Here is a 25553-nt window from a genome sequence, read left to right on the forward strand (position 1 = left end):
AGCCTTCTCACCTTTTAGTGAGACTTTGATATAAAATAACGGCCTTTATTAAGGTGGCACAGTCTACCACTTTCTTTCTTCAGGCAAAATCACGGGGGCACTTTGGTTAATCATCGAACGGTCAAAAATAATGTGACCAAGGGTCAAACAGCCAAAAATAAACCCGGCAGTGGACAAGTGCGGATCATCGCAGGCCAATGGCGCTCGCGTCGTCTACCTATCCAAGATCTCGAAGGTTTACGCCCAACGACAGACAGGGTTCGCGAAACACTCTTTAACTGGCTGGCTAATGATTTAGTCAATGCACGTGTACTCGACTGTTTTGGCGGTAGTGGCGCTTTAGCTCTCGAAGCCTTGTCCCGCTATGCCAGTTTCGCCAAAATTATCGAGTTGCAACGCGGCGCAGCCATGCAATTAAAAGAAAATCTGCAAACCCTTAAATGCGATAAGGCCGAAGTGCTCAATGCTGATACGTTAGTGGTACTGCAAAGGGGCTGCGAGCAAGGTTTCGATGTGGTGTTTATCGATCCACCCTTTCGTAAGGGATTGGCAGAAAAGACGATTCAACTGCTAGATACTCAAGGCTGGCTCAATGATGGTGCGCTGATTTATGTCGAAATCGAGTCTGAATTGCCGCAACTTGCTATCCCTTCTCGCTGGCACGCCTTAAAAGAAAAGAATGCAGGGCAAGTGAGCTACCGTTTATATCAATATCACTCAGAAACCACTGTTGAGCCCATCGAAGATGAAAACCATGCCCTTATTAATTAACTTAGGTAAAGCCATCACTCTGATTGCATGGTTGATGATGGCCTACAACTTAGTCATCCCCTTTGAAGGCAATGTGGCGATTACTTTAAATATCCTGTTTGCCATTACCTGCATGATGCATTGCTTCCAAGTCGCGATTTTCCACATGCTGTTTAAGACCTTGCTACCATTAACGCAACAAGATTATCTACAAGTGTTTATCTTCGGAATTTTCAGCCTGTTAGCTTATCGGCAACGAGTGATGACTCAAGCGAATTAACCGAGCACACAGACAGCAAAAAGCCCTCTATTGAGGGCTTTTTAATGGCTATTAATTAAGAAACTTAATCGCTAAACCTTATCCTTTTGGATATGGGTGTGCTACGCCTTTATGGCAGTCAACACAGGTCTTTCTCGCGTCAGGTTCTTTCTTGAAGTTATTTGAGTGCATTCTTACAGCCATTTTACTCATAGTTTCTGGCTGATTCTCGTAAATACGAGTGTGGCAATGCTGACAGTTAGCAGAATCGTTCGCACGGAAATAGTTCAGCGCTTTATCCGCTTGTTCTTTACGATTTTCATCTAACCAAGCTTGAGTGTTAAAGCCATCAATTGTCATGAAACCATATAAATCTTTAGATACGATGATTTTTTTGATCAAATAATCGACTGGACCATGGGGTAAGTGACAGTCTTGACACTGAACCGTAATCCCTGCTTTGCCGCCGCCATGGGCAGAAGCCAACACTTCATCCTTCAGCGAATGATTGCTATGGCAAGACATACAGAACTCATCTGTACTGGTCGCGTGTAATGTTTGTTGAGTGGTAAAGTATCCCACAACACCCACTACAATACCGACGACCAGTAGCGCCAGGATTGAATATTTCGCGCTAGGTTTAAATAGTGCACGCCAGTTCATCACTCTATCTCCAAAATTGTCAAAATTAGTTTTTATAAGACTAGTTTATGCTCTTTCATTTATTAGAAATTTGATTTTAAGCCGAAATTTGCTGATTAAATTAACCTTAAAAGCGCAAAATGAGACTTAGCTCTAACTATTTGGACGTCATTTGGTAAAAACCGCTAGCTGAACTGTGATGCACTTTAACTAAAGCTAATGCAATCACCCGATAATCGCAAGTTACCGATTTTTTTTATAGTTAGGCTCCCCCTTGATAATCTAGAACTAGAAATTTATTTTCTAGAAAACAGAAATGTGATCGCGCCAATGTTTATTGCACCTTGAGAGTGAAGCAGAAATAAATGGTAAAACGCAGGTAAGCCGAATAATACTGTTCGAAATGAAACTTTCTACGATCAATTTGAGTCTCTTAGAATACGCAGTCATATTCATGATAAGCCCGTTGAAGACAAAACTTCGAGTCAGAAATTCTATTTGCTAATTTAGATTAATTAGATATTTGAATTGAGGCGTTAACTGAAGTGTGAGTTAAATCATTACAGCTAAACATTGCTATGCTAGAATCGAGCCGTTCATCATTTGGAAGACTTATGCATCACACACTCGGTCGTTATTTTTTAGTCATATTCACTCTACTCGCACTCGTCGGGCAAAGTGTCGTGTCTAATGGTCACGCCATGGTGCCACACACTATGGATATGAGTGCGATGAATCATGAGGTTTCCTCCCAAATGCACCACGCTACAATGATGCAGATGGACACAGAGAACAGTTCTGACTCACATTCAATGGCCAACGCGGATTGCTGCAACGATAAAATGCTTCCCGGCGCGAAACAGCATTGCTGTGATGGCACCACATCATGTTCAAATGATTGTGGTCATTGTTTGACGATTTCAGTCGCTGGCACTCTATTCAGCCCACACCTCTGGCCAAGTGTGAGCATGAGCGATACTGCAATGGCCACTCCTATGCCTCATTTCCACTCTATCTCTTTGTCTTCGGCCTTTAAACCACCGATAGCCTAGCTCTACTTTGTGCTTATTGGGCAAATAAACCCTTAAAAAAAGCCAAACGACCAAGCTAAAACGACAATGCTGTTAGCCCTAAGCTAACGCCCTATTTAGCCGTTTATTGTGGTGCCTTATCATTAAATCGTGCACCCGAGTCTAGCAAAACGTTGATTACTGAGCCGAATGCCAAATTGTGGCATCAATTCGTCTATCGAAGCGAACCGCTTTGATCCACTGTGCTCACTGACGTTTATGCGCTCGTATTCGGCCGTTAATCCGATGGAGTGAATAATATGAAAACACTAACTAATCTCGCCTTAATCACATTCTTGCTGACCAGCACAAGCGTGTTTGCGACGGCCGCGCCGCACGCACATCAACACGACAATGCCAATCCACAGGAACAAGCACATACCCATGTTTGCCCTATGCACCCTGAAGTGACTGGCAGCAAAGAGGATACTTGCCCTCAATGTGGTATGAACTTAGAGCCAAAGGCAATAGAAGCAAAACCGGCTGAAGGTGCGGCAAAAAACGCCCACAAACACCACTAAGCTAGGCTGGAGATGAGGCATATGAATTCATTTAAAACCGTAAAAAAGCAGACCCCTAAAGCCGTACTGATCTTGAGTAGCTTACTCTTAGGTACGCCTTGGTTGAGCCATGCCCAACTGGCGAGCACACAAGAGCCCGTGGCGACCGAAGCTGCAGTAAATTCTGCAACAGCGCCTAAAAATAATTCGTTAAATCAAGTAAAAACCTACACTTGCCCTATGCATCCCGAAGTGCTCAGCCATGAGCCTGGTCGCTGCCCTAAGTGCAATATGTTTTTAGTTGAGAAACAAGATACCGCAAACTCTGCGGCCGAGCATGCACAGCATCAAGTCGCAGATCACCAAGCCTCTGAGCATGGACAAATCTTGGCAGCGAAAGCTTCGAGCCAGGTATTCGATACCCCAACACCTAAGGCCGACAGCTTAGTTAAAGCCCAAAACCACGTGACAACAATCAAGTACGTTTGCCCTATGCATGCTCACATCATCAGCGATGTGCCCGGCACTTGCCCTATCTGCGGCATGAACTTAGAAAAAGTCGAAACGGGCGGCAATACCCAAGAAATCAATATCAATGTTTCCGGCAGTATGCAGCAAGCGCTGGCACTCAAAGTCGCCAAGGTTGAACGCGACACACTGTGGAAATTTGTCGAAACCGTCGGTCAAATCGATTACGACGAAAGCCAGATCACCCATATCCATGCCCGCGTCACTGGCTGGATTGAAAAGCTCATGGTCAAATCCGTGGGGGATACCGTCAAGAAAGACCAACTGATCTACGAGATCTACTCTCCCGATTTAATTAACGCCCAAGATGACTACCTGCTCGCCATGGACACCGCCAAAGCAAACGGCCAAGGCCGCTACAAAGATTTGGTGCGCAATGCGGGTTTACGCTTATCTTTCCTCGGTTTTAACGACAGACAAATCAAACAATTAGCCGAGTCACATCAAACCCAGTATCGCGTACCTTTCTACGCCAAAGAGGATGGCATAGTTAAAGCCCTCGACGTTCGTGATGGCATGTACATTCAGCCTTCGACCGAAGTCATGTCCCTAGTGGATCTCTCTAAGGTATGGGTGATTGCCGACGTATTCGAGAATGAGCAAAGCTGGATTGCTAAAGGTCAAAAGGCCGAAATTGCCGTTCCCGCCATGAATATCAGTGGCATCGAAGGCACGATCGATTATATCTACCCTGAGCTTGACCCAGTCACTCGCAGCCTGCGAGTACGAGTGGTTCTCAACAATGCCGACGTAGATTTAAGACCTAAAACCCTCGCGAAAGTCTCGCTATTCGGTGGCCCGAATAAAGATGTGCTCGTGATCCCGCAGGAAGCTTTAATTCAGACGGGTAAAGAAAACCGCGTGATCGTCAAACAAACCGATGACAGCTTTACCGCCAAGGCCGTCACAGTCGGCATGATGAGCCAAGGTAAAGCCGAGATTATTTCAGGCCTGAATGAAGGTGAACGTGTGGTGATTTCGGGGCAATTCTTACTCGACTCCGAAGCCAGTCTCAAGGGCAGCTTAATGCGTTTAAGCAGCGGTCATCAGCACTAGGAGCGCGTTATGTTGAAATATATTATCGAGGCGTCAATCAGGCAGCGATTGATGGTGTTGATTATCGCCATCATGATCACAGTTTGGGGCGTGCAGGAGCTGCGCAAAACGCCGCTTGATGCGCTGCCGGATTTATCCGACGTACAAGTGATCATTAAAACCCCTTACCCGGGCCAAGCGCCTAAATTGGTTGAAGAACAAGTGACTTATCCCTTGTCGACCGCCATGTTAGCCGTACCAGGCGCCAAAACCGTACGTGGTTATTCCATGTTCGGCGACTCCTATGTGTATGTGATTTTTGAAGATGGCACCGACATCTACTGGGCACGCTCGCGGGTGCTCGAGTACCTGAGTCAAATTAGCAGCCGTTTACCCCAGGGCGTACAACCTTCACTCGGTCCCGATGCATCCGGTGTCGGTTGGGTGTATGAATATGCGCTGGTCGATCGCTCTGGCAATTTAGATTTATCGCAACTCAAAAGTCTGCAGGATTGGTATCTCAAGCTAGAGCTGCAAAGCGTGGCAGGCGTGTCTGAAGTTGCCACCGTCGGCGGCATGGAGCAAACCTATCAGATAGTGCTTGAGCCCGATAAAATGGCGATCTATAAGCTCGATATCGCCAGCATTAAACAAGCGATCGATAAAGCTAATAGCGAAGCTGGCGGCTCAGTGATCGAAATGGCCGAAGCCGAATACATGGTGCGCGCCAAAGGCTATCGCCAGACGCTAGAGGATTTTCGTGAAATTCCCCTTGGTATCACCAGCCCTTCTGGTACAGGTTTATTACTCAAAGATGTCGCCACTGTGCGCAAAGGCCCAGCCTCACGCCGCGGTATAGCCGAACTCGACGGTGAAGGTGAAGTCGTTGGCGGAATTGTGGTGATGCGTTACGGCGAAAACGCCTTAGCGACGATAGATGCGGTGAAAGCTAAACTCGAAGAACTCAAAGCGGGCCTGCCCGATGGGGTTGAGATTATCCCAACCTATGACAGATCCCACTTGATTCTTAAGTCCGTCGACAACTTGTTTAGCAAGGTCGTCGAAGAAATGTTGGTGGTTGGCTTAGTCTGCTTACTGTTTTTGCTGCATGCGCGCTCCACACTCGTGGCCGTGATAACCCTGCCGCTATCCATCCTTATCGCTTTTATCGTGATGAATAAGATGGGTGTGAACGCCAATATCATGAGCCTTGGCGGCATCGCCATTGCTATCGGCGCCGTGGTGGATGGCGCGATTGTGATGATCGAAAACCTGCACAAGCATTTAGAACATTTCAAAGCCAAACATGATCGCGAGCCCGATACTAAGGAGCATTGGCGCATCGTCACCGAAGCGTCGATTGAAGTCGGCCCTGCGTTATTTTTCTCATTGATTATTATCACCTTAAGCTTTGTGCCTGTGTTCGCACTCGAAGCGCAGGAAGGTCGATTATTCGCGCCACTGGCCTACACTAAAACTTTCGCCATGGCAGCGGCGGCCTTTTTATCGATCACCTTAGTGCCGATTTTGATGGGTTACTTTATTCGCGGCAAAATTCCCAGCGAACGCAGCAATCCTCTCAGTCGCTTCTTGATCGCGCTTTACCAACCTTCGCTCAAACTGGTGCTTAAATTTCCTAAAGTCACCCTGATGTTAGCGTTAGTCGCGCTGGCCAGTGCTTGGTATCCCATGACCCGCATGGGTAGTGAGTTTATGCCCGCCCTTGAAGAAGGCGATTTGCTCTACATGCCAACGGCATTGCCCGGTATCAGTGCCAGTAAGGCCGCCGAAGTCTTGCAGCAAACCGACCGCTTGATTAAAACCGTGCCCGAAGTGGCCCGCGTGTTTGGCAAGGTAGGCCGCGCCGAAACCGCGACCGATCCCGCGCCGCTGACCATGCTTGAAACTACTATCATGCTCAAACCCCATGAGGAATGGCGTGAAGGCATGACCTTAGATGGCATCATTGCCCAACTACAGCAAACCGTCAAAGTACCAGGACTCACCAATGCTTGGGTACAACCCATCAAAACCCGTATTGACATGCTCTCGACGGGGATAAAAACCCCCGTCGGTATTAAGATCACCGGCGCCGATGTCAACGAGCTGCAAAATCTAGGGGCAGAAATAGAGGCCATCCTCAGTAGAGTGCCACACACTAAGTCAGCCTATGCTGAACGCAGTGGTGGCGGGCGTTATATCGATATCACCCCCAAACTCGATGTGGCCGCACGTTACGGTATGTCACTGCAAGATATTCAAGATGTCGTGCGTTACGCCATTGGCGGTATGGATATTGGCGAGTCGGTACAAGGGGCTGAGCGCTATCCCATCAACCTACGTTATCCCCGTGAGCTACGCGATAATATCGAAAAGCTGCGCGAACTCCCTGTGATCACTAAATCGGGAAATTATCTACCACTGCGAAATTTAGCGGATATAGAAATCACCGATGGCGCACCTATGCTCACCAGTGAAAACGGTCGCTTAATCTCTTGGGTGTTTATCGATATTGAAGGCACGTCTATCGGCGAATATATTACGACCGCCAAGAAAGCTTTAAATGCCGAACTCAAGGTGCCCCCGCGCTACAGCTACACTTTTGCAGGGCAGTACGAATATATGCAGCGGGTAGATGCAAAACTTAAGCAAGTGATCCCTATGGCATTAGCCGTCATCTTCATCCTGCTGATGATGACCTTTGGCTCCACCATTCAGGCCAGTATTATCATGCTCAGCCTCCCCTTCGCGTTGGTCGGCAGCACTTGGCTGTTATACCTACTGGATTACAACATCTCAGTGGCAGTCGCCGTCGGTATGATTGCCTTAGCGGGTGTAGCCGCCGAGTTTGGGGTAGTAATGCTGGTGTATCTCAATAACGCCATCAAGCACAGACAAGAGAAAGATAATTACCACAGCGTCAGCGACTTAAAAGAAGCGTTAATGGAAGGTGCCGTTATGCGGATCCGCCCCAAAGCCATGACAGTAGCGACCATCTTCTTCGGTCTACTCCCCATTATGTGGGGTGCAGGATCGGGTAACGATGTGATGCAGAAAATTGCCGCACCTATGGTCGGCGGCATGGTTACGGCCCCATTACTGTCACTGTTTGTACTACCCGCACTTTATCTACTGATTTACTCGCGTAAATTAAAGAAAGACGCGGCGTAATTGAGTGTACGGCGCTAGAACACCGATAAAAATCCCCTCAAACCATTAAAGTTTGAGGGGATTTTCTCATTCAATCAGATTAAAAATCTAATTTTACAACAGTGCCATATACCACTCTGGGTAAAATAAGCCTCTAAGTTTATAGCGCTTATGTGTACCATTGACTCAGTGCCACACAGAATTGACTCAATTCACTGCCGCAGGAAGGATTCCATCACATGACCAAGTCATTTTGTTTAACCATCAGCCGGATATGGCCGCAAGCACTTTCCCTTAAAACCCCATCACGCGCATTACTTGCCGCATTCGGTTTATGCGCTGCGCTCATCATTACAGCACCCGCCTTTGCCGCACCCGCAACCGGTGAATTCGTTGCCGACAAACGCTGTGAGCTATTTCAATCGAAAAATAAGCAGACGAATCCAGACCAATGGCAGAGCAATATTGGTGAGCGCTACCCTGTACTTGAAATCCTCGGCAATAGTGCTAAACCTGATTGGCTAAGAGTGCGCACCAATGCGGTGAAGTCTCCCATGCGTTGGATCAGCGGCGATTGTGGTCAATATCTATCTAATGTTGCTGACAGTAATTTATCAACACCTGCAACGGCGGCGGAACCGGCGCAAACCACCACGGCATCGGACATCAAAGCAAAAAGCCGAGATAGCCTTAAAGAGCATGGTACCCCAGAGAAACGCCAAGGAAATCAATGCCGAATCGGCGGTGAATTTGACGCCAACGTGCTGGCATTAAGCTGGCAAAGCACCTTTTGTGAACTCTATGGCCGCCGTAAAGCCGAATGTCGCGCCCTCAGCCAAACGCCAGAATCGAGCCAATGGCAACACTTCAGCCTGCACGGACTGTGGCCGAATAAACAACAATGCGGCACGCGATATGGCTATTGCAGCACAGTCAAACTGCAACCGAATGATTTCTGTACTTATCCAGAGTTTGAACTGAATCCATCGGTGCGCAAAAATTTAGAAGAAGTCATGCCAAGCGCCCAATATGGCACCTGTTTAGAACGCCACGAATGGTGGAAACACGGCACTTGCCGTAGCCAAGACCCTAACGAGTACTTTTTATTGGCAACCCAGCTGACCCAAGCGGTCAATGCCTCGGCATGGGTACAAAAATTTATTCATGACAACATAGGTAAGAGTGTCAGTAAAAGTGAGTTAAACCAAAGTTTTGATAGCAGCTTCGGTCAAGGCGCTCACACTAAAATGAGTCTTGAATGTGGCAAGGGATTACTGAGTGAAATCCGCATTAACTTGCCCGAAGTCATTAAAACTTCTGACTCCTTACCTAGCCTACTCGCCAAAGCCAATAAGGCCTCAAAAGGCTCCTGCCCTGAAACAATCATGATTGATAACGCTAATTAAACAAATAGTTAGACAAATAAAAACGGCGATTTAGCGTCGCCGTTTTTAACCTTAATGACAGCACTTAATATGCCAGTCACATCTGATTAAGCTTGATCACCGCAAAGGTAGCGCCTTGGGCGTCAGCAATGACAGAAAATCGTCCCACATCAGGGATATCACTAGGCGGAATGCACACTTGCGCGCCTAACGCTTGGGCTTTTTCTGCAAATGCATCGCAATCGGCTACTGCAAAATAAAGCAGCCAATGGGGAGAAATATCGCCCCATTCGGGCATTATCGTCATCATGCCGCCGATGGATTGACCATTAAGCTGCCATTCTGAGTATTCAATGTCAGGCATGTCACTCGGCATGTTGGTCCAAGGGAAGATTTTGCAGTAAAAGGCTTCTTCAGTACGCGGCTCTTTGCAAGCCAGCTCAACCCAGCAAAGGGTATTGAGTTCACCCTGACGGCGAGCACCTATGTGGTTCTTCGCTTGCCATAAAGCAAAGCGTGCGCCTTCAGGATCGCTCACCTGCGCCATCACGCCCGCATCACCCACAATATGCGGCCCCATGTGCACTTGGCCGCCCGCCGCTTGAATCTCTGCAATGCTGGCATCGATATCATCGACGGCAAAGTAGATACGCCAGTGGCTGGGGATATGTGCTTCTGACTCAGGGATTTGATACATGGCGCCTAAGTCATCTCCCGCTAAATTAAATAGCGAAAAGTGACCTTCAGGGATCGGCATTTCAACCGAGTTCCAACCAAATAACGCTTGGTAAAATGCTGTTGTTCCCTGCCAATCATGGCTTGCAAGTTCAACCCAACATGCATGTCCTTGTGCGTACTGAGTCATTTTCATTATCGGCTCCTTTGTTTTAACAATCATTCGAGTTAAGCCTGAGTTTGTATTTCTGTCCAGTATTCAGGTTAAAAAGATCTGTAAGACAAAACTCAACCGCTAAAGACAAAAAAGCCCTCACATGGAGGGCTTAAATCATCACAACAAATTAGGAATATTGCGGCAGTAAATTTGCCATCGCGAGCAGATGACATGCACCCGTGACTATGCCAAATAACACCACAAGAATAATCAGCGGTGTACCGCCTATCACTCTAAAACCTGTGCTATCGGGGAACAACTGCCGCGATTTATAGGCCATCAGCGCCGGGACAATTACCGCCCATACAGTTGCCGCTAATGCCGCAAAGCCAATCGCCACCAAGAAGCCATCGGGAAACAGTAATCCTAAAATCGTTGGCGGCACAAAGGTCACTAACGCGGTTTTCATTCGGCCAGAGCGTGAATCATCAAAACCAAACAAATCGGCGAGATAATCGAACAAACCTAAGGTCACCCCTAAGAAAGATGAAGCCACAGCCAAGTTGGCAAACAAGGTCAACATACTGTTTAACCAGCTACTCGCCATCACCTCAGACAAAGCGCCCACCAACACACCCATATTGCCGCCTTGGGCAATAATGTCGATAAACTGGCTGCGGGGAATATTGCCCATAGTTGCCGCTAACCAACAGGCATAAATCACCAGTGCGATAAAGGTGCCGACGAAAATCGCCTTGATAATGGTGGAGGAATCTTTGCCGTAATACTTCACTAAGCTGGGAACGTTACCATGGTAACCAAAACTGGCGAGACCAAAGGGCAGCGCCGCCCACAGATAAGGTGAAAAGCTGTTATTACCATCGGGTTCGAGCAACTTAGTCACATCAATTTCGATCAATAAATTGCCGATCGCGAGGAAGAAGGTAATGATCATACCGCCGAGCATAATCGTGGTAATGCGATCCACGGCCTTAGTGCTGATCAACACTATGCTCGCCAATACTATGGCAAACACTAGCCCTGCCACACTTTGCGGTAACTCAATTCCCATGCCCTGCAAGCTGTGATTCACAATCGAGCCACCGCCGCTGATATAGGCATAGGTCAAAATATACAGCACGAACGCGATGGAAACGCCGTTCACTATCCGCCAAAACTGCCCTAAGGTTTGCTTGCTTAAAGTATCGAAGCTAGCACCCGGTTCGAAATGCAAATTGGTTTCGAGTAGCAATAAGCCCGACATCAACATGCAAAACCAAATGCCCAATAACATTAAAATCGAATAGCCAAACCACATACCTGCACCGACCACGGGCAGAGAAAACATCCCAGCACCTACGGTCGTGCCAGCAATAATCATGGCGCCGCCGAGCAAGGACTTACCTGCGGGCTTATGCTTAGCCGCATTCATATGATTTGCCATTAAACTGTATGCTCCGCGGTGACACTCGCCACTATCGTTTGTTTCACTGACGGACGTAATAAGCTATTGGCTTGATCTCGTATGCGATTGATATTGGACTTATCTTGGTTATCCGCTAGATATCCCAATTCTTTGAGCTTAACGCTCAAGGTGCCGTAAAGTTTCTTATCGTAGAACTCTGGCGCAGTAATGCCATGCAAAGCGCCTAAACGCTGGGCAAGTAGATGACTCTCAGACTCAAGTTCTGAGCGCTCCATCTTAGGTCTGTTCGCTAACAGATTGAAGATAATGGCATAGCGTTGCAGAGTTTCGCTCACTGAACTGGCTAACAATAATAGTTGGCTAGTGTGTTCAGGCACGACAGTTAAGGTATCAGTCTCAACCACTAACCCTTGTTCAATGAAGAAATCCAGCACTTGATTGACATAGGCAGGTACATCCTTAATGCCCATGAAGAGTTCGGCTTTCAGCAGTGGATAAAAATCGGCAACGATTGACACAACTTGCTGACGCGGGATCTGCTCATTATGCGTTAAACAACTCGCAATTAATGACGGTACAATAAATAAGTGGATGATATTGTTACGATAGTAAGTCATAGACACTGCCTGACTCGTCTCGATAGACACAATTTCACCTAAAGGATCGGCGCAAACAACAAACTTGTTCAGCTCTAAACCTTGCTGCACTAAATGCTTACCATCACCTTCGGCAACCGAAGTATAAGTAGTGTAAGGCACTTTTTTGAGTAGAGTCAGATACAGATCAAGCTGACGTTCCAGCAGACTGCGCTCTAAGGCATTTTGATCTGTGGCCAACAACACTAAACTCGTCAAGGTCACCGAACTCGCCGCCGCCGCATCGTTAATATTCGTCATCACTCGATTCGCCAGCACGTTTACCGCTGGCGTTAACCAGCTTGGTTTTTGCTCAGGATCATCGGCCAACTCAGTACGCCAGTTTGGCGCGCGCTCATTTAAGAAGTTTTGCAGAGTAATCGGCTCGCCAAAGTTCACATAACCTTGGCCGAAATTACCAAGTTTGCGAATCGCACCAAACACCTGCCACACAGATTCTTTTTTCTTTTTCTTACCACTTAACTCTTTATGATACGTCGCCACTTCCATCACATGGTCATAGCCTAAATACACAGGCACTAGCGTGACTGGACGCTCGATACCGCGCAGCACACTGTTCATCGTCATGGCGATCATGCCAGTTTTCGGCGCCAACAGACGGCCAGTACGTGAACGGCCACCTTCGGAGAAGTATTCCACCGAATAACCTTTAGCAAACAGCTGATCTAAATACTCACGAAATACTGCGGTGTACAGCTTATTGCCATTAAAACTACGGCGGATAAAGAAGGCACCACCGCGACGGAACATAGGTCCCGCGGGCCAGAAATTGAGGTTAATGCCGGCAGCAATGTGCGGCGGAACCATGCCTTGATAATACAAAATATACGATAACAGCAGGTAATCCATGTGGCTGCGATGGCAAGGCACATAAACAATCTCGTGGCCATCGTGGTGTAACTGCCGAACTTGCTCGGCGCCTTTAATGTTGATCCCGCTGTAAAGCTTGTTCCACAGCCAAGTTAAAAAACGCTCGGCAATACGCACTAAACTGTCTGAGTAATCGGCAGCGATTTCATCGAGATACTCAATAGCCGTCTCGCGCGCTTGGGTCTCAGAAATCTTTTTACTGGCGGCTTCTTCTTGAATCGCTTTGCGCAGCGACTCAGATTTGAGTAACGAATGAAACAGTGCTTGGCGGTTTGGCAGCACAGGCCCTGTCATTACCTTACGTTGACGACGGAAATGCACGCGCGCAACCCGTGCTAACTTATGGGCAATCCCCATGTCGGTGCCATGTTCGTCAGCCATGTAACGCAGGGATACGGCATTCGAAAACTGCACGAAGTTATGTCGACCTAAGAACAGAATCATCAAGCACTTGCGCAACCAAGTCGGGTTTTCCCGCTCAAATACGGCCGCCTTCATAGTGTCGTCTTCTTTCCCTGGCGTGCGACCCCAATACAAGCTCACGGGCACCAGTTGAATATCCAATTCAGGACGTTCCTTATGCACGGCTAACAAACGCATAAAGCATTCGAGGAAAGGCTCATTACCAGCACGTTCGCCAAACAGTGGCTTACGTCCTTGAAGACAGACAACCCGAGGCGCAGTCACACCATTAGCCACTAGAGGCTCATAAGGGCTTGGTAAACCTAACTTAGCCGTTATTTCGCTCAAAGCAGCTATGTCACTAAGGGATTCAGTTTTCATCACATAAACAAGGGGTCTGGAAGCATCCAGATTCAGATCGGCAAAGGGATCCTGAGGCACCACAATAGTGTGCACTAAGTGTTTTTGGATCCAACGTAATGATTTCAACCAAAGAGAGTCGTGTTTAGGCATTATTCTTATGCAATTAAGTGCGTTTACTAGCCCGATAGAATACCAGACTATGGGCAATATTCGCTAATTCTCTCCAACATAGCTAAAAAGTGGTTAATACTTGCGCTGCAAATAATACTGTATATACTAACAGTAACTGTATAGAAAAACAGGAAACACCATGAGACCTTTGACGCCACGCCAAGCTGAAATTTTAGAGCTAATTAAACGAAATATTGCCGATACTGGCATGCCACCCACTCGGGCAGAAATCGCAACCCGTTTAGGTTTTAAGAGCGCCAATGCGGCTGAAGAACACCTTAAAGCGTTGGCAAAAAAGGGCTGCATTGAGATCATGCCAGGCACATCTCGAGGCATTCGTCTGCCTGCGGAAATCGAAGATTTGACTGAAACAGGTTTACCGCTCATCGGCCAAGTGGCCGCAGGTGAACCTATCCTCGCCCAAGAACATGTTGAACAGTACTACCAAGTCGACCCAAGCATGTTCCATCCCGCCGCCGATTTTTTACTGCGAGTAAAGGGTGACAGCATGAAGAATATCGGCATTCTCGAAGGTGATTTGCTGGCAGTTCATAAAGTAGAACAAGCTAGAAATGGTCAAGTGGTTGTCGCTAGAGTCGATGACGATGTCACTGTTAAACGTTTCGAAAAAAAAGGTAATGTGGTCTATCTACATGCCGAAAATGAAGATTACTCCCCGATTAAAGTGGATTTAGGCTTCCAAAGTTTAACAATTGAAGGACTCGCCGTCGGTGTGATCCGTAATGGAGATTGGCTATGAATAAACTACTTGGCAATGCCCCCCGCCATCCGGGCTTGTGGCTCGATGAAGTCCGTGATGCCGACTATGACTGGCACCATGCGCCTATCGCCTGTATGCCAACTAAGACTCAAGGTCGCCAAGAATTAATTCATCTGAGTGCACAACTCGCTCAGTTAAGCCAACAGGGCCGTTGGTTAGTGCTCATCAACCCACCAAGTATTGGCTACAAGCAAATGCTTGCCAGCGCAGGTGTGCGTATGGATAGAGTTTTGCTGGTACATGCTAAAGATGAAGTCGAAACCCTGTGGGCGATGGAAAAAGCCCTGACAAGTGGTACGTCCAGTGCAGTCATTACTTGGACTCAATCATTAGATGCGCGGGATAATCGACGCCTACAAATCGTGGCTAAAAGTGCCCGAGCTATGGGCATAGTGCTTGAAGACGTAAACAGTCACTTACATGCCGACGTACGCATTGAGCAAGGCAATCTCTTCGGTCAGCAATCTTTTTTTAGCGCTGTACACTAAATATTCATTTAATTTTTTACCTTGAAAGCCGCCTCACCTATGAATGTGAGGCTTTTTTTTGGCAATTTTTCAGATAATTAGATAAATAAGTGATCTTGATCAATATTTAAACAGCAAGTATGGTTGGTTAAGTCGGTGATGATATATCACCTTCCGTGGTCAATGAATCGAGTATTTATCGAACTCGAAGCGCCACTAAAAATAGAGAACAGATTTATTTCAGCAGTATGTGCCAGCGTGGCTAATTACCAGCAGTAACAATACTTGATTAAAAGTAACAGCCGCCAACGCACGTTGAAGTCAAAAAAGCTTTTTTGGGAACTGAAGAGTTTGCATAGAGTTGAGACTTACTGTGTTGCTCTTCTTTGTAGTTGCTATTCGCAATTGGCAGAGGAGAAGTCTTGTGAAGCAATTGTTGTATTGTTTACTCGTGGTGCTTTTCGCACCACCGTTGACCGCCGCAGACATGCGGTTCAACATGACCCCTGGCGTGACCGAGATCAGTGGCAAGGTTTATCACTTGCACATGACCATCTTGTATATCTGCTGCGCAATAGGCCTAGTGGTCTTTGGCGTCATGATTTACGCCATGATCAACCACAGAAAATCCAAAGGCGCTGTCGCGTCCCACTTTCACGAAAGCACTAAAGTTGAAATCGCTTGGACGATTCTGCCATTTATCATTTTGATCTTAATGGCGATTCCAGCGACAAAAACTTTAATCGCAATGGAAGATCCCAGTAACGCCGATCTCACCGTAAAAGTGACGGGGTCCCAATGGAAATGGCATTACAGCTATTTCGATCAAGATATTGATTTTTATAGCATACTGACAACACCCAGAGCACAAATCGAAGGCACCGAAACCAAGGGTGAAAACTATCTATTGGAAGTCGATAAACCGCTCGTTCTACCGATAAACCGCAAAATCCGCTTTCTGATGACTTCAGAGGATGTCATCCATTCTTGGTGGGTACCCGCCTTTGCCATTAAGAAAGATGCCAACCCTGGATTTATCAATGAGGCCTGGACTCGCATCGACAAACCCGGCATTTATCGTGGTCAATGCGCCGAACTCTGCGGTAAAGACCATGGTTTTATGCCTATCGTAGTACAAGCCTTACCCGAAGCCGAGTTTGAGGCTTGGGTCACAGAGCAAAAACAAGCCGCAGGTGCTGCGGCTGAAGCCGCTCAAGCCGCTTTATCACAAACCCTAAGTAAAGAAGAGTTGATGACTCTAGGCGAACAAGTTTACCTCGGGCACTGCGCAGCCTGCCACCAGCCCAATGGCGAAGGATTGCAAGGCGTATTTCCGCCCCTTAAAGGTAGCCCGATTGCAACGGGACCGCTCAGCGGCCACCTTGAAATTGTGCTCAACGGTAAAACGGGTACAGCCATGCAAGCGTTTAGTAAACAATTGACTGCACAAGAAATCGCGGCAGTGACTACCTACGAGCGTAATGCTTGGGGCAATAATACTGGAGATGCAGTGCAAGCCAAAGACGTCAACGAGTACATGAACGGCAATTCTGCACAAACATCCGCCGCGGTACCAAGCAGTACAACCCCGACACCCGCTCCTGCAAAAGACGTCTCAGCTGCAGTCGATCCCGCAAGCCTCCCCACACTCAGCCATGACGCCCTCATGGCCGAAGGTGAAACTGTCTACGCGACCTTCTGTGCTGCCTGCCATCAAGTGACAGGTGCAGGAATACCACCCGCCTTCCCCGCGCTAGTGGGTAGTGCTATCGCCATTGGACCAGTCGCCAATCACATCGATATTGTGATGCACGGCAAAACGGGCACGGCTATGCAGGCATTTGGCAAACAGCTTAGCCCACAGCAACTTGCAGCAGTCATTACCTATGAACGCAATGCTTGGGGTAACAATACCGGCGATACAGTGCAACCTGCTGATATCGCAAGTCATGGACAGTAGGGGATAATGATGAGCACTACGACTCAAGATCAAACCGCAGCCCATGATGACCATCATCATGGTGCGCCAAAGGGCATCATGCGCTGGCTGCTAACCACCAACCATAAAGACATAGGTACTTTGTATTTATGGTTCAGCTTCATTATGTTCTTAACCGGTGGCGCTATGGCCATGGTGATCCGCGCTGAACTCTTTCAACCTGGATTACAATTGGTCGAGCCCAACTTTTTCAACCAAATGACAACTGTTCATGGGTTGATCATGGTATTCGGCGCGGTAATGCCGGCCTTTACAGGGCTAGCTAACTGGCTGATCCCGATGATGATAGGGGCGCCAGATATGGCGCTGCCACGGATGAATAACTGGAGTTTTTGGATACTCCCCTTCGCCTTTACTATTCTTCTCAGTTCGCTGTTTATGGAAGGTGGCGGACCTAACTTTGGTTGGACCTTCTACGCACCACTATCAACAACTTATAGCCCAGATAGCACGGCGCTCTTTGTATTTTCTATTCACATCATGGGGATAAGTTCGATCATGGGCGCGATCAACGTGATTGTGACCATAGTGAATTTACGCGCGCCAGGCATGACATGGATGAAGTTACCATTGTTTGTCTGGACTTGGCTTATCACGGCATTCCTACTGATCGCAGTTATGCCCGTACTCGCGGGCGCAGTGACTATGGTGCTGACCGATAAGTTTTTCGGCACGAGTTTCTTCGATGCGGCGGGCGGCGGCGATCCTGTGATGTTCCAGCATATTTTCTGGTTCTTCGGCCACCCTGAAGTTTACATCATGATCTTGCCGTCCTTTGGCATCATCTCTGCCATAGTCCCAGCCTTCAGTCGTAAACCCTTATTTGGCTATGCATCCATGGTTTATGCTACGGCTAGTATTGCAATTCTGTCGTTCCTCGTGTGGGCGCACCATATGTTCACCACAGGTATGCCAGTGTTTGCCGAGCTGTTTTTCATGTATTGCACTATGTTGATTGCAGTGCCAACTGGGGTGAAAGTGTTTAACTGGGTTGCCACTATGTGGCGCGGCTCACTCAGTTTCGAAGCGCCCATGCTGTTTGCTGTAGCCTTTATCATACTCTTCACTATTGGCGGTTTTTCGGGATTAATGCTCGCCATTACACCCGCCGACTTCCAGTACCACGATACTTATTTTGTTGTGGCACATTTCCATTATGTGCTCGTGACTGGTGCGATTTTCTCCATCATGGCAGCGGCCTATTACTGGCTACCTAAGTGGACGGGACACATGTACAACGAACGACTGGGACAATGGCATTTCTGGTGCTCGGTGATTTCAGTCAATGTGCTATTTTTCCCGATGCATTTCCTTGGGCTGGCAGGAATGCCAAGGCGTATCCCTGACTACTCGATTCAATTTGCCGATGTTAATCAAATCGTCTCGATTGGTGGGTTCGCCTTCGGCTTATCGCAATTGATTTTCTTAGTATTAGTAATTAAGTGCATCCGTGGCGGCGAAAAAGCTCCCGCTAAACCTTGGGAAGGTTCCGAGGGTTTAGAGTGGACATTGCCAAGCCCTGCGCCTTACCACTCCTTCACGACACCACCTGAGGTGAAATGAAATGGCAACCCAACACCAGCAAGATAAATCTAAGTCAAATCGTAAACTTATCAGCATGTTAGTTATAGGCTGTATTGGCATGTTTGGCTTTGGATTCGCGCTGGTGCCGCTCTACGATGTGTTGTGCGAGCAACTCGGTATCAATGGAAAACCCTCCAATACCGCGAGTAGTTATCAAGCAATCACAGTAGATACAAGCCGAATAGTGACTGTGGAATTTATTTCTCAGGTACAAACAGGCATGCCATGGACATTTGCGCCACAAACCAAACGGCTCGAAGTTCACCCTGGCGAGCTAATCCATACGGCATTTTTGGCGCGCAATATGTCCGCTAAAGCAACTATTGGCCAAGCGATACCTTCAGTTTCGCCCGGCCAAGGTGCCGCTTATTTTAATAAAACAGAATGCTTTTGCTTTAATCAACAACCCTTAGCGGCGGACACTAGCGCTGAGCTGCCGCTCATTTTCTATGTGGATCCTCAGTTACCTGAGTCTATCCATACTCTGACCCTCTCTTACACTCTCTACGACATTACCGACAAGCAGTTAGCGTCTGCCATAGAGCAAGGAGCTGCAAAATGACAACGAAACATCAGTCTTACTACGTTCCATCCCAAAGTGTCTGGCCTATTGTAGGTGCCATTGGCTTGTTCTTAATCGCCTCTGGTGCAGGCCTTTTCGTGCAACAGTTGAAATCAGGTGCATCCGGTGGCGGTTATGTGCTGCTGGTTGGGATAGCTGTGATCCTATTCATGCTGGTAGGTTGGTTTAGAACCGTGATCCAAGAGTCGATGGCAGGGCTCTATTCTAGCCAAATGGATCGATCGTTTCGCCAAGGTATGAGCTGGTTTATTTTTTCGGAAGTTATGTTTTTCGGGGCTTTTTTCGGGGCACTATTTTATGCCCGCATGTTCGCAGTGCCTTGGCTCGGTGGCGCATCGAATAATGCCATGACCCACGAAGTACTCTGGCCTCAGTTTGAAGCTATTTGGCCGCTCATTACTACGCCAGATGGCACTAAAACCCAAGCTATGCCATGGACTGGACTGCCATTAATCAACACTATCGTACTGCTAACCTCCTCAGTTACCTTACATTTCGCCCATGTCAGCCTAGAAAAAGGTAAACGTTCTGCCATTACTCTCTGGCTTGGTATCACCATACTCTTGGGTATGGGTTTCCTTGCCTTACAGGCAGAAGAATATATGCATGCCTACCGGGAAATGGGACTCACCCTAACCTCTGGGATTTATGGCAACACCTTCTTCCTGTTAACTGGCTTTCACGGCATGCATGTCACTCTGGGGACTCTCTTTTTATTCGTGTTGTTTTTCAGAGTGTTGAAGGGGCACTTTAGCGCAGATAAACATTTTGCGTTCCAAGCGGGGAGTTGGTATTGGCACTTTGTGGATGTGGTCTGGCTGTGTTTGTTTATTTTCGTTTACGTTCTCTAGTGCTTTAGTAAGGTGTGGGATTGGGGCTAATCAGCCCAGTCCCTAAGGCCACCAGCAATAACAAGATAACGAGCACGGAGAAAATCACTCGCCGACCAAGATAACGGCTCATAGGCACTTTTTCATCACCTTTCACCATAATAAACAAGGCGCGACCTAGATTAAAAATGATGAATAGCAACAGCAGAACTAAGACCAACTTAAAAATGAACAGGCTATTCATACAATATCCTCATGTTCTGCTGAATAAATTAACGGTTTTTCTACTGATATTGACTGTGGCTGTATTAACTATATTGGTCAAGTTGGGTTTATGGCAGTTAGCCCGTGGTGAAGATAAAACGACGCTTTTAGCCCAAATGGAAGCAAGGCAAGCTTTGCTGCCATTAAGTTTTGAGCAGCTCCAACTCAAGGTCGGCAAAGAAGGCGTAACGGGTTATCGACTGCAAGTACGCGCCACTCCCGCAAGCTCACAAATCTGGCTGCTGGATAATCAAATCTATCAAGGTCAAGTGGGCTATTTAGCCTTCCAACCATTGCAAGTAGAAGTTGAAAAACCTTGGTTGCTGGTCGAGTTAGGCTTTGTTGCCGCAGGCTCCCATCGGGATGAGTTACCCCACATCACTCCCCTAAGCGGGGCATTAAATATCGAAGGCAGGCTTTATCAAAAGCAAATCAATCCCTTGAGCCAAGCTTTAATGGCAGAAACAGGGACAAGTATTCGCTTTCAAAATTTAAATATGCCCGAAATGGCTAAGGTATTAGGGCACCCAGTGTTACCTGTCGTGTTGCAACCAGAGCAATTACCTTCCCTCACATTGCCCCATCCTTGGCAACCTTTCCCACTGTCAGCACAAAAACATTGGGGCTATGCGTTGCAGTGGTTTTCGATGGCAGCCGTATTTGCAGGACTAATGCTGTGGCAAGGGATTAAATATGTAAAACGCCATAGCGCCCAAACAGTCGCAAACTCAAGGAGCAAATAGGGAAATTCGTACCATACTTAGCAAGACACTAATAAAACTAAATAAATATAAAACAATAAATTAGGGATAATTTGAATGAGAGGAGCAAGCATGAACTCCCAGAATAAATCTAAACACAAAGCATTAGGGCTATTACTGCTGGCGTTTATTGCCCCCGTAGTGATTGCTAAGCTAGTGCTGAGCCTGAATTTATACCATGGCGGTGCCACCAATCATGGCGAGCTGATCAGTCCCGAAACCAGTTATGCCAGCCTTGGGGTTGAAAATTCTAATCCCAAAGAATGGCAACTACTGTATTTATTGCCCGCCAAATGCAACGATACTTGCCGCGAACGCCTGTATATTTTGCGCCAAAGCCACACAGCGTTAGGGCCAGATCAGGCGCGAGTAGAACCGCTCATCCTCACCCATCCCGACAGCGATCTTAACGCCTTAAGCGCCTTTCACTTCAACACTCGCCCCGCCAATGCAGACTTAAGCAAATGGTTAGATGAACAGCAGCTAATCATAGTCGATCCCTTAGGCAGCTTAGTCCTGCGCTACCCTCAAGTGCAGGGCAAAGAAGCACATTTAGCTCAAGGCAAGGCGCTGATTGCGGATCTGCGTAAGTTGTTAAAACTGTCGAGGGTAGATTGATGCAACTAACTTGGATCCTACGCTTAACCTTAGTCTTTACCCTATTGGTGATTTTAATGGGCGCTTACACCCGTCTATCGGATGCAGGGCTTGGCTGCCCCGATTGGCCAGGCTGCTACGGCCATATTAAAGTGCCCACCCAAGACCATGAAATCGCCCATGCGCAAACTATATTCCCAGATCACGATATCAATCCAGAGAAAGCTTGGCTGGAAATGATCCACAGATATATCGCAGGCGGACTTGGCTTACTGGTGTTGTTCATCTTAATTTTGTGCTTAAAAACACCTGAAGCACCCAAAAAGTTACCGGTCATCATAGTGCTGCTGATCCTCTTTCAAGGAGCGCTAGGCATGTGGACTGTGACCATGAAACTCATGCCAATAATTGTGATGTCGCATCTTATTGGTGGCTTTAGCCTAATCTCGCTGCTGTTACTCCTTTACCTGCGAACCCGATCTCGGCGTATATTTAATAGCGAAACCCATCCTCGGCATCTCGCACCGTTAGCGTTGGTGAGCCTATTCGTCCTTGTGGGTCAGATTATGTTGGGCGCTTGGACATCATCGAATTACGCGGCGCTCGCCTGCACCTCTTTACCCATCTGTGAGGGAAATTGGGTAGATAACTTAGCAATAGCCGAGGCATTTTCACCGTTCCAAGGCCAACACCCTAGCTTCGAATTTGGGGTACTCGATTACCCTGCACGAATGACTATCCACGTAGCCCACAGAATTGGCGCTATCGTCACTGCCAGCTTGTTACTCGTGCTCGCCTACCGATTATTTGTGGGCGCTACGGGACTTAAGGCTTTAAGCCTTTTATTAGTGGGACTAGTCATACTACAAGTGAGCTTAGGTATTTCTAACGTAGTGATGCATTTGCCACTCGGTATTGCCGTGTCTCACAACGGTGGTGCGGCACTACTGCTACTGACCTTAGTCACAATCAACTATTTTTTATGGCGCAAAGCATAAGCGAGGGATCCAAGATGGCAAAACCACTCTCAATCACCAGTAGCCTGCCCACTTTCAGCGTAACATGGCGCGCCTATTTTGAAATGACCAAACCTAAAGTGGTTGCACTGATGCTGCTCACAGTCTTAGTCGGCATGTGTCTTGCTGTGCCCCATGCAGTCCCCGTTCAACCTTTAATCGCCGGTATGCTGGGTATTGCTATGATGGCGGGTTCTGCGGCGGCGTTGAATCATCTGATCGATCGCCGTATCGATGGCTTAATGGCACGCACCTACAATCGCCCGCTACCCAAAGGGCGTATTTCGGCCACACGCGCGTTAATTTTCGCCGCTAGCTTAGGTAGTCTTGGCTTTATCGTCTTATATTCCTTAGTCAATCCACTCACAGCTTGGCTGACCTTTGCCAGCCTGATTGGCTATGCCTTGGTTTATACAGCCTATTTGAAACGCGCAACATCACAAAATATTGTGATCGGCGGCCTTGCGGGAGCCATGCCACCCTTGCTGGGATGGACGGCAGTAACGAACGAATTTCACGGCCATGCGTTATTGCTAGTGATCATCATTTTTACGTGGACGCCGCCACATTTTTGGGCACTGGCCATTCACAGACGCGCCGAATATGCCAAAGTAGATATTCCCATGCTACCAGTCACCCACGGTGTCGAATTTACGAAAACCTGCATCTTGCTCTACACAGTATTGCTGGCGATTGCTTGCCTGTTACCTGTGCTGGTTGGTATGTGTGGGCCAGTGTATTTCGTCAGCTCGAGTTTACTCAGTACGGGATTTATCTATAAAGCATGGCAACTTAAATATCGGGATCATGATGGCTTAGCGATGCAAGTGTTCCGCTTCTCTATCTACCATTTAATGTTGTTATTTATGGCATTACTGCTAGACCACTATTTGTGGAACTAGTGTATGGAACGAGTTTGTCGCGCTAACCTGTATTTATGGAGCGAATAATGCAGAAAAGAATTTTAGTCATCGCCATTTTGTTGTTCGGTCTTGGCGGCCTATTTGCGGTGAAATTTAATCCCCCAAAACCTATCGAGTTAGAGAGCGGTTTTCTGTTTCCACAGGCCTATGAATTAGCGCCCTTTGAATTAGTTGATCAACACAAGCAAGCTTTTACCAATGCCAGTTTGCAGGGAAAATGGAGCTTATTTTTTATCGGTTTTACCTTTTGTCCCGACATTTGCCCTACGACCTTAAATAAACTTGCGGCGGCTTATCCCGATCTAAACAAGATCGCGCCATTGCAGGTGGTGTTTTTATCCGTCGACCCCAAACGGGACACACCGGATAAACTCTTAACCTATGTAAATTTTTTCAATCCAGAGTTTAAAGCTGTAACGGGTGAACAAACGCAGATATTTCCCCTCACCCGCAGCTTAGGACTCACTTATGCCATGGTGGGTGAAGGAGAAAATTACCAAGTCGACCATAGTGCGGGTTATGTGTTGGTGTCGCCGCAGGGAACGCGAGTTGCGGTATTTAAACCTACGGCAGCGTTAGGCAAACCGCCGCAGGTATTAAATGATAAATTAATTAGCGATTTTGAAAAAATAGTGGCGCAATACAAACCTAGCCGCTGATCACTCTTTGACCCAAGAGCCATCGTCCTTTGGACTCACCCAAGGCTGAGAAAACCAATAGTAGCCATTGCGCGCCTTACTCGGCGCTGTGCAGTTATAACGCGATCGCCCCGCAGGCAAGGCTAAATCCGCTTGAACACTAAACTCGTTTTCATTGAGCCAAGTCGGCTGTTTTGAGCCTTGACCTTGGATATAACACATCATTTGCTTAGCAGAGATATCACTCATATCGAGGGTCACTTTAAGCTCTGGACGCCAATGACCGCCCTTTAACTCAGGATCACTTGGGGTTTGTGCAATCACAGGCATATTTAAGCTGTATAACTTTGCCTTAAGGCTTTTTAGGTCAGCATATTGTCCAGCAACGGGGAAACGCGGCAGGGCCGTTAATGGCGAATAGGGCCCGGCGGCACCGGACTGTTGCCCAAAAGCGACAAAGCTGTTCTCAGTTAACATATCCTGCAACGCTTGATTGTACTCACCGTAGGGATACGCCAGCATTTTAAAATTGTGCCCAGTGGCATCTGCAATCGCTTTTTCTGTATCTAAGATATTGGCTTTTATCCGCGCTAACCACTGCGCCTGTGATTCGTTTTCTAAGGCGCGGATCAAATGTTCGTGCGCCCAACTGTGATTAGCAATATCGGCGCCTTCCTTGGATAGTGTGATGAGTTCATCCCAAGTCATCATCTCGGTAAACTTTTGTTTAATCGGCTCAATTGCCACAAACAAGGTGTAGGGGAATCCAAATTCCTTTAGGATAGGATGCGCCGTAATCGCTATACTGCGATAACCATCATCGAAGGTAATTGCGATTGTTTTAGCGGGTAAATCTTGTTTTTGCTTGATCGCTTCAACCACTTTAGAAAGCGGGATCACCTTAAAGCCGTCATCGACGAGAAACTGCATTTGCTCACGAAATTGCGCGGGCGTAACGCTGGTTGCCGCCGGAGTGGTTTCTGACACATGGTGATATTGCAGAATGACCACGGCATGGGCAGAAAACGTCATTAGCCCTATGAGTGCCAACAGCACACGTTTAACCATAAT

Annotated in this window: 24 protein-coding genes; 18 read left to right on the forward strand and 6 right to left on the reverse strand. The window is 47.4% G+C overall.

The genetic code is table 11. The features are described from left to right. Positions 1–102 precede the first annotated feature (102 nt). Positions 103–771 (forward strand): 16S rRNA (guanine(966)-N(2))-methyltransferase RsmD, encoded by a 669-nt coding sequence (rsmD, locus tag L5M18_RS06970; protein WP_263196370.1) that lies wholly within the window; start codon positions 103–105, stop codon positions 769–771. Beyond that, the gene (locus L5M18_RS06975; protein WP_173248200.1) at positions 746–1030 is read left to right on the forward strand and encodes a DUF1145 domain-containing protein; all 285 of its coding nucleotides are present in this window, start codon (positions 746–748) and stop codon (positions 1028–1030) included. Before rsmD ends, L5M18_RS06975 begins: the two co-directional genes overlap by 26 nt. Positions 1031–1108: 78 nt before the next feature. On the opposite strand, the gene L5M18_RS06980 is transcribed toward L5M18_RS06975, so the two are convergent. Further along, positions 1109–1672 carry a NapC/NirT family cytochrome c gene (locus tag L5M18_RS06980; protein WP_105250630.1) on the reverse strand — a complete coding sequence of 188 codons (564 nt, stop codon included), beginning with the start codon at positions 1670–1672 and terminating at the stop codon, positions 1109–1111. Positions 1673–2265: 593 nt separating this feature from the next. On the opposite strand from L5M18_RS06980, the gene L5M18_RS06985 reads away from it, so the two are divergent. The 5 genes from L5M18_RS06985 (at position 2266) to L5M18_RS07005 (ending at position 9340) form a co-directional block, all read left to right on the forward strand. Further along, entirely contained in the window at positions 2266–2703 is a 438-nt protein-coding gene (locus L5M18_RS06985; protein WP_168827238.1) for a hypothetical protein, read from the forward strand. A gap of 278 nt (positions 2704–2981) precedes the next feature. Next, a complete protein-coding gene (locus tag L5M18_RS06990) occupies positions 2982–3242 on the forward strand; it encodes a heavy metal-binding domain-containing protein (protein ID WP_198572393.1) in 261 nt (86 codons plus the stop codon). A 21-nt stretch (positions 3243–3263) separates the two neighbouring features. Next, complete coding sequence (locus tag L5M18_RS06995) at positions 3264–4805, forward strand: efflux RND transporter periplasmic adaptor subunit (protein WP_263168561.1); 1542 nt, start codon at positions 3264–3266, stop codon at positions 4803–4805. A gap of 9 nt (positions 4806–4814) precedes the next feature. Beyond that, complete coding sequence (locus L5M18_RS07000; RefSeq protein WP_263147443.1) at positions 4815–7955, forward strand: efflux RND transporter permease subunit; 3141 nt, start codon at positions 4815–4817, stop codon at positions 7953–7955. Between the two features lie 218 nt (positions 7956–8173). Continuing rightward, positions 8174–9340, forward strand: coding sequence for a ribonuclease T2 (locus L5M18_RS07005; RefSeq protein WP_263147440.1), 1167 nt, complete (start codon positions 8174–8176; stop codon positions 9338–9340). A gap of 76 nt (positions 9341–9416) precedes the next feature. On the opposite strand, the gene L5M18_RS07010 is transcribed toward L5M18_RS07005, so the two are convergent. From L5M18_RS07010 to plsB, 3 genes are all read right to left on the reverse strand, one after another. Next, positions 9417–10190, reverse strand: a complete 774-nt coding sequence (locus tag L5M18_RS07010; protein WP_263168563.1) for a VOC family protein — start codon at positions 10188–10190, stop codon at positions 9417–9419. Positions 10191–10338: 148 nt separating this feature from the next. Continuing rightward, positions 10339–11595 carry a tryptophan permease gene (gene mtr, locus L5M18_RS07015; protein ID WP_263168567.1) on the reverse strand — a complete coding sequence of 419 codons (1257 nt, stop codon included), beginning with the start codon at positions 11593–11595 and terminating at the stop codon, positions 10339–10341. Next, the gene (gene plsB, locus L5M18_RS07020; protein ID WP_263168569.1) at positions 11595–14018 is read right to left on the reverse strand and encodes a glycerol-3-phosphate 1-O-acyltransferase PlsB; all 2424 of its coding nucleotides are present in this window, start codon (positions 14016–14018) and stop codon (positions 11595–11597) included. Before plsB ends, mtr begins: the two co-directional genes overlap by 1 nt. 160 nt (positions 14019–14178) lie before the next feature. Here plsB and lexA point away from each other — a divergent pair, with 160 nt between their 5' ends. The 6 genes from lexA to L5M18_RS07050 all read left to right on the forward strand — a co-directional run bounded on the left by lexA (position 14179) and on the right by L5M18_RS07050 (position 20304). Further along, entirely contained in the window at positions 14179–14799 is a 621-nt protein-coding gene (gene lexA, locus L5M18_RS07025) for a transcriptional repressor LexA (protein WP_105250639.1), read from the forward strand. After that, the gene (locus tag L5M18_RS07030; RefSeq protein ID WP_131524817.1) at positions 14796–15308 is read left to right on the forward strand and encodes a cell division inhibitor SulA; all 513 of its coding nucleotides are present in this window, start codon (positions 14796–14798) and stop codon (positions 15306–15308) included. The genes lexA and L5M18_RS07030 overlap by 4 nt, the downstream gene beginning before the upstream one ends. 403 nt (positions 15309–15711) lie before the next feature. Then, a complete protein-coding gene (coxB, locus tag L5M18_RS07035) occupies positions 15712–17247 on the forward strand; it encodes a cytochrome c oxidase subunit II (protein ID WP_263162408.1) in 1536 nt (511 codons plus the stop codon). A gap of 9 nt (positions 17248–17256) precedes the next feature. Further along, the gene (gene ctaD / locus L5M18_RS07040) at positions 17257–18849 is read left to right on the forward strand and encodes a cytochrome c oxidase subunit I (protein WP_263162411.1); all 1593 of its coding nucleotides are present in this window, start codon (positions 17257–17259) and stop codon (positions 18847–18849) included. A 1-nt stretch (position 18850) separates the two neighbouring features. Beyond that, positions 18851–19432: a cytochrome c oxidase assembly protein gene (locus L5M18_RS07045; protein WP_198572399.1), complete on the forward strand. Its 582-nt coding sequence runs from the start codon at positions 18851–18853 to the stop codon at positions 19430–19432. Further along, positions 19429–20304, forward strand: coding sequence for a cytochrome c oxidase subunit 3 (locus tag L5M18_RS07050; RefSeq protein ID WP_105250644.1), 876 nt, complete (start codon positions 19429–19431; stop codon positions 20302–20304). The genes L5M18_RS07045 and L5M18_RS07050 overlap by 4 nt, the downstream gene beginning before the upstream one ends. 4 nt (positions 20305–20308) lie before the next feature. Here the strand turns inward: L5M18_RS07050 and L5M18_RS07055 are convergent, their stop codons facing one another. Next, positions 20309–20527: a DUF2909 family protein gene (locus L5M18_RS07055; protein WP_105250645.1), complete on the reverse strand. Its 219-nt coding sequence runs from the start codon at positions 20525–20527 to the stop codon at positions 20309–20311. On the opposite strand from L5M18_RS07055, the gene L5M18_RS07060 reads away from it, so the two are divergent. The 5 genes from L5M18_RS07060 (at position 20526) to L5M18_RS07080 (ending at position 24503) form a co-directional block, all read left to right on the forward strand. After that, positions 20526–21290: an SURF1 family protein gene (locus tag L5M18_RS07060; protein WP_263162685.1), complete on the forward strand. Its 765-nt coding sequence runs from the start codon at positions 20526–20528 to the stop codon at positions 21288–21290. The genes L5M18_RS07055 and L5M18_RS07060 overlap by 2 nt on opposite strands. Positions 21291–21380: 90 nt before the next feature. Beyond that, positions 21381–21926, forward strand: coding sequence for a hypothetical protein (locus L5M18_RS07065; protein WP_198572401.1), 546 nt, complete (start codon positions 21381–21383; stop codon positions 21924–21926). After that, on the forward strand, positions 21926–22903 hold the full coding sequence (locus L5M18_RS07070; protein ID WP_263162416.1) for a COX15/CtaA family protein: 978 nt from the start codon (positions 21926–21928) through the stop codon (positions 22901–22903). Before L5M18_RS07065 ends, L5M18_RS07070 begins: the two co-directional genes overlap by 1 nt. A gap of 14 nt (positions 22904–22917) precedes the next feature. After that, positions 22918–23823, forward strand: coding sequence for a heme o synthase (gene cyoE / locus L5M18_RS07075; protein ID WP_168827217.1), 906 nt, complete (start codon positions 22918–22920; stop codon positions 23821–23823). 47 nt (positions 23824–23870) lie between these two features. After that, positions 23871–24503: an SCO family protein gene (locus tag L5M18_RS07080; protein ID WP_263196373.1), complete on the forward strand. Its 633-nt coding sequence runs from the start codon at positions 23871–23873 to the stop codon at positions 24501–24503. Here L5M18_RS07080 and L5M18_RS07085 read toward each other — a convergent pair whose 3' ends face one another. Next, on the reverse strand, positions 24504–25550 hold the full coding sequence (locus L5M18_RS07085; RefSeq protein WP_263196374.1) for a polysaccharide deacetylase family protein: 1047 nt from the start codon (positions 25548–25550) through the stop codon (positions 24504–24506). It lies immediately after the preceding gene. Positions 25551–25553: the final 3 nt, after the last annotated feature.

This window comes from Shewanella sp. SM20 (assembly GCF_025654545.1).
GTDB classification, from domain to species: Bacteria; Pseudomonadota; Gammaproteobacteria; order Enterobacterales; family Shewanellaceae; genus Shewanella; species Shewanella oncorhynchi.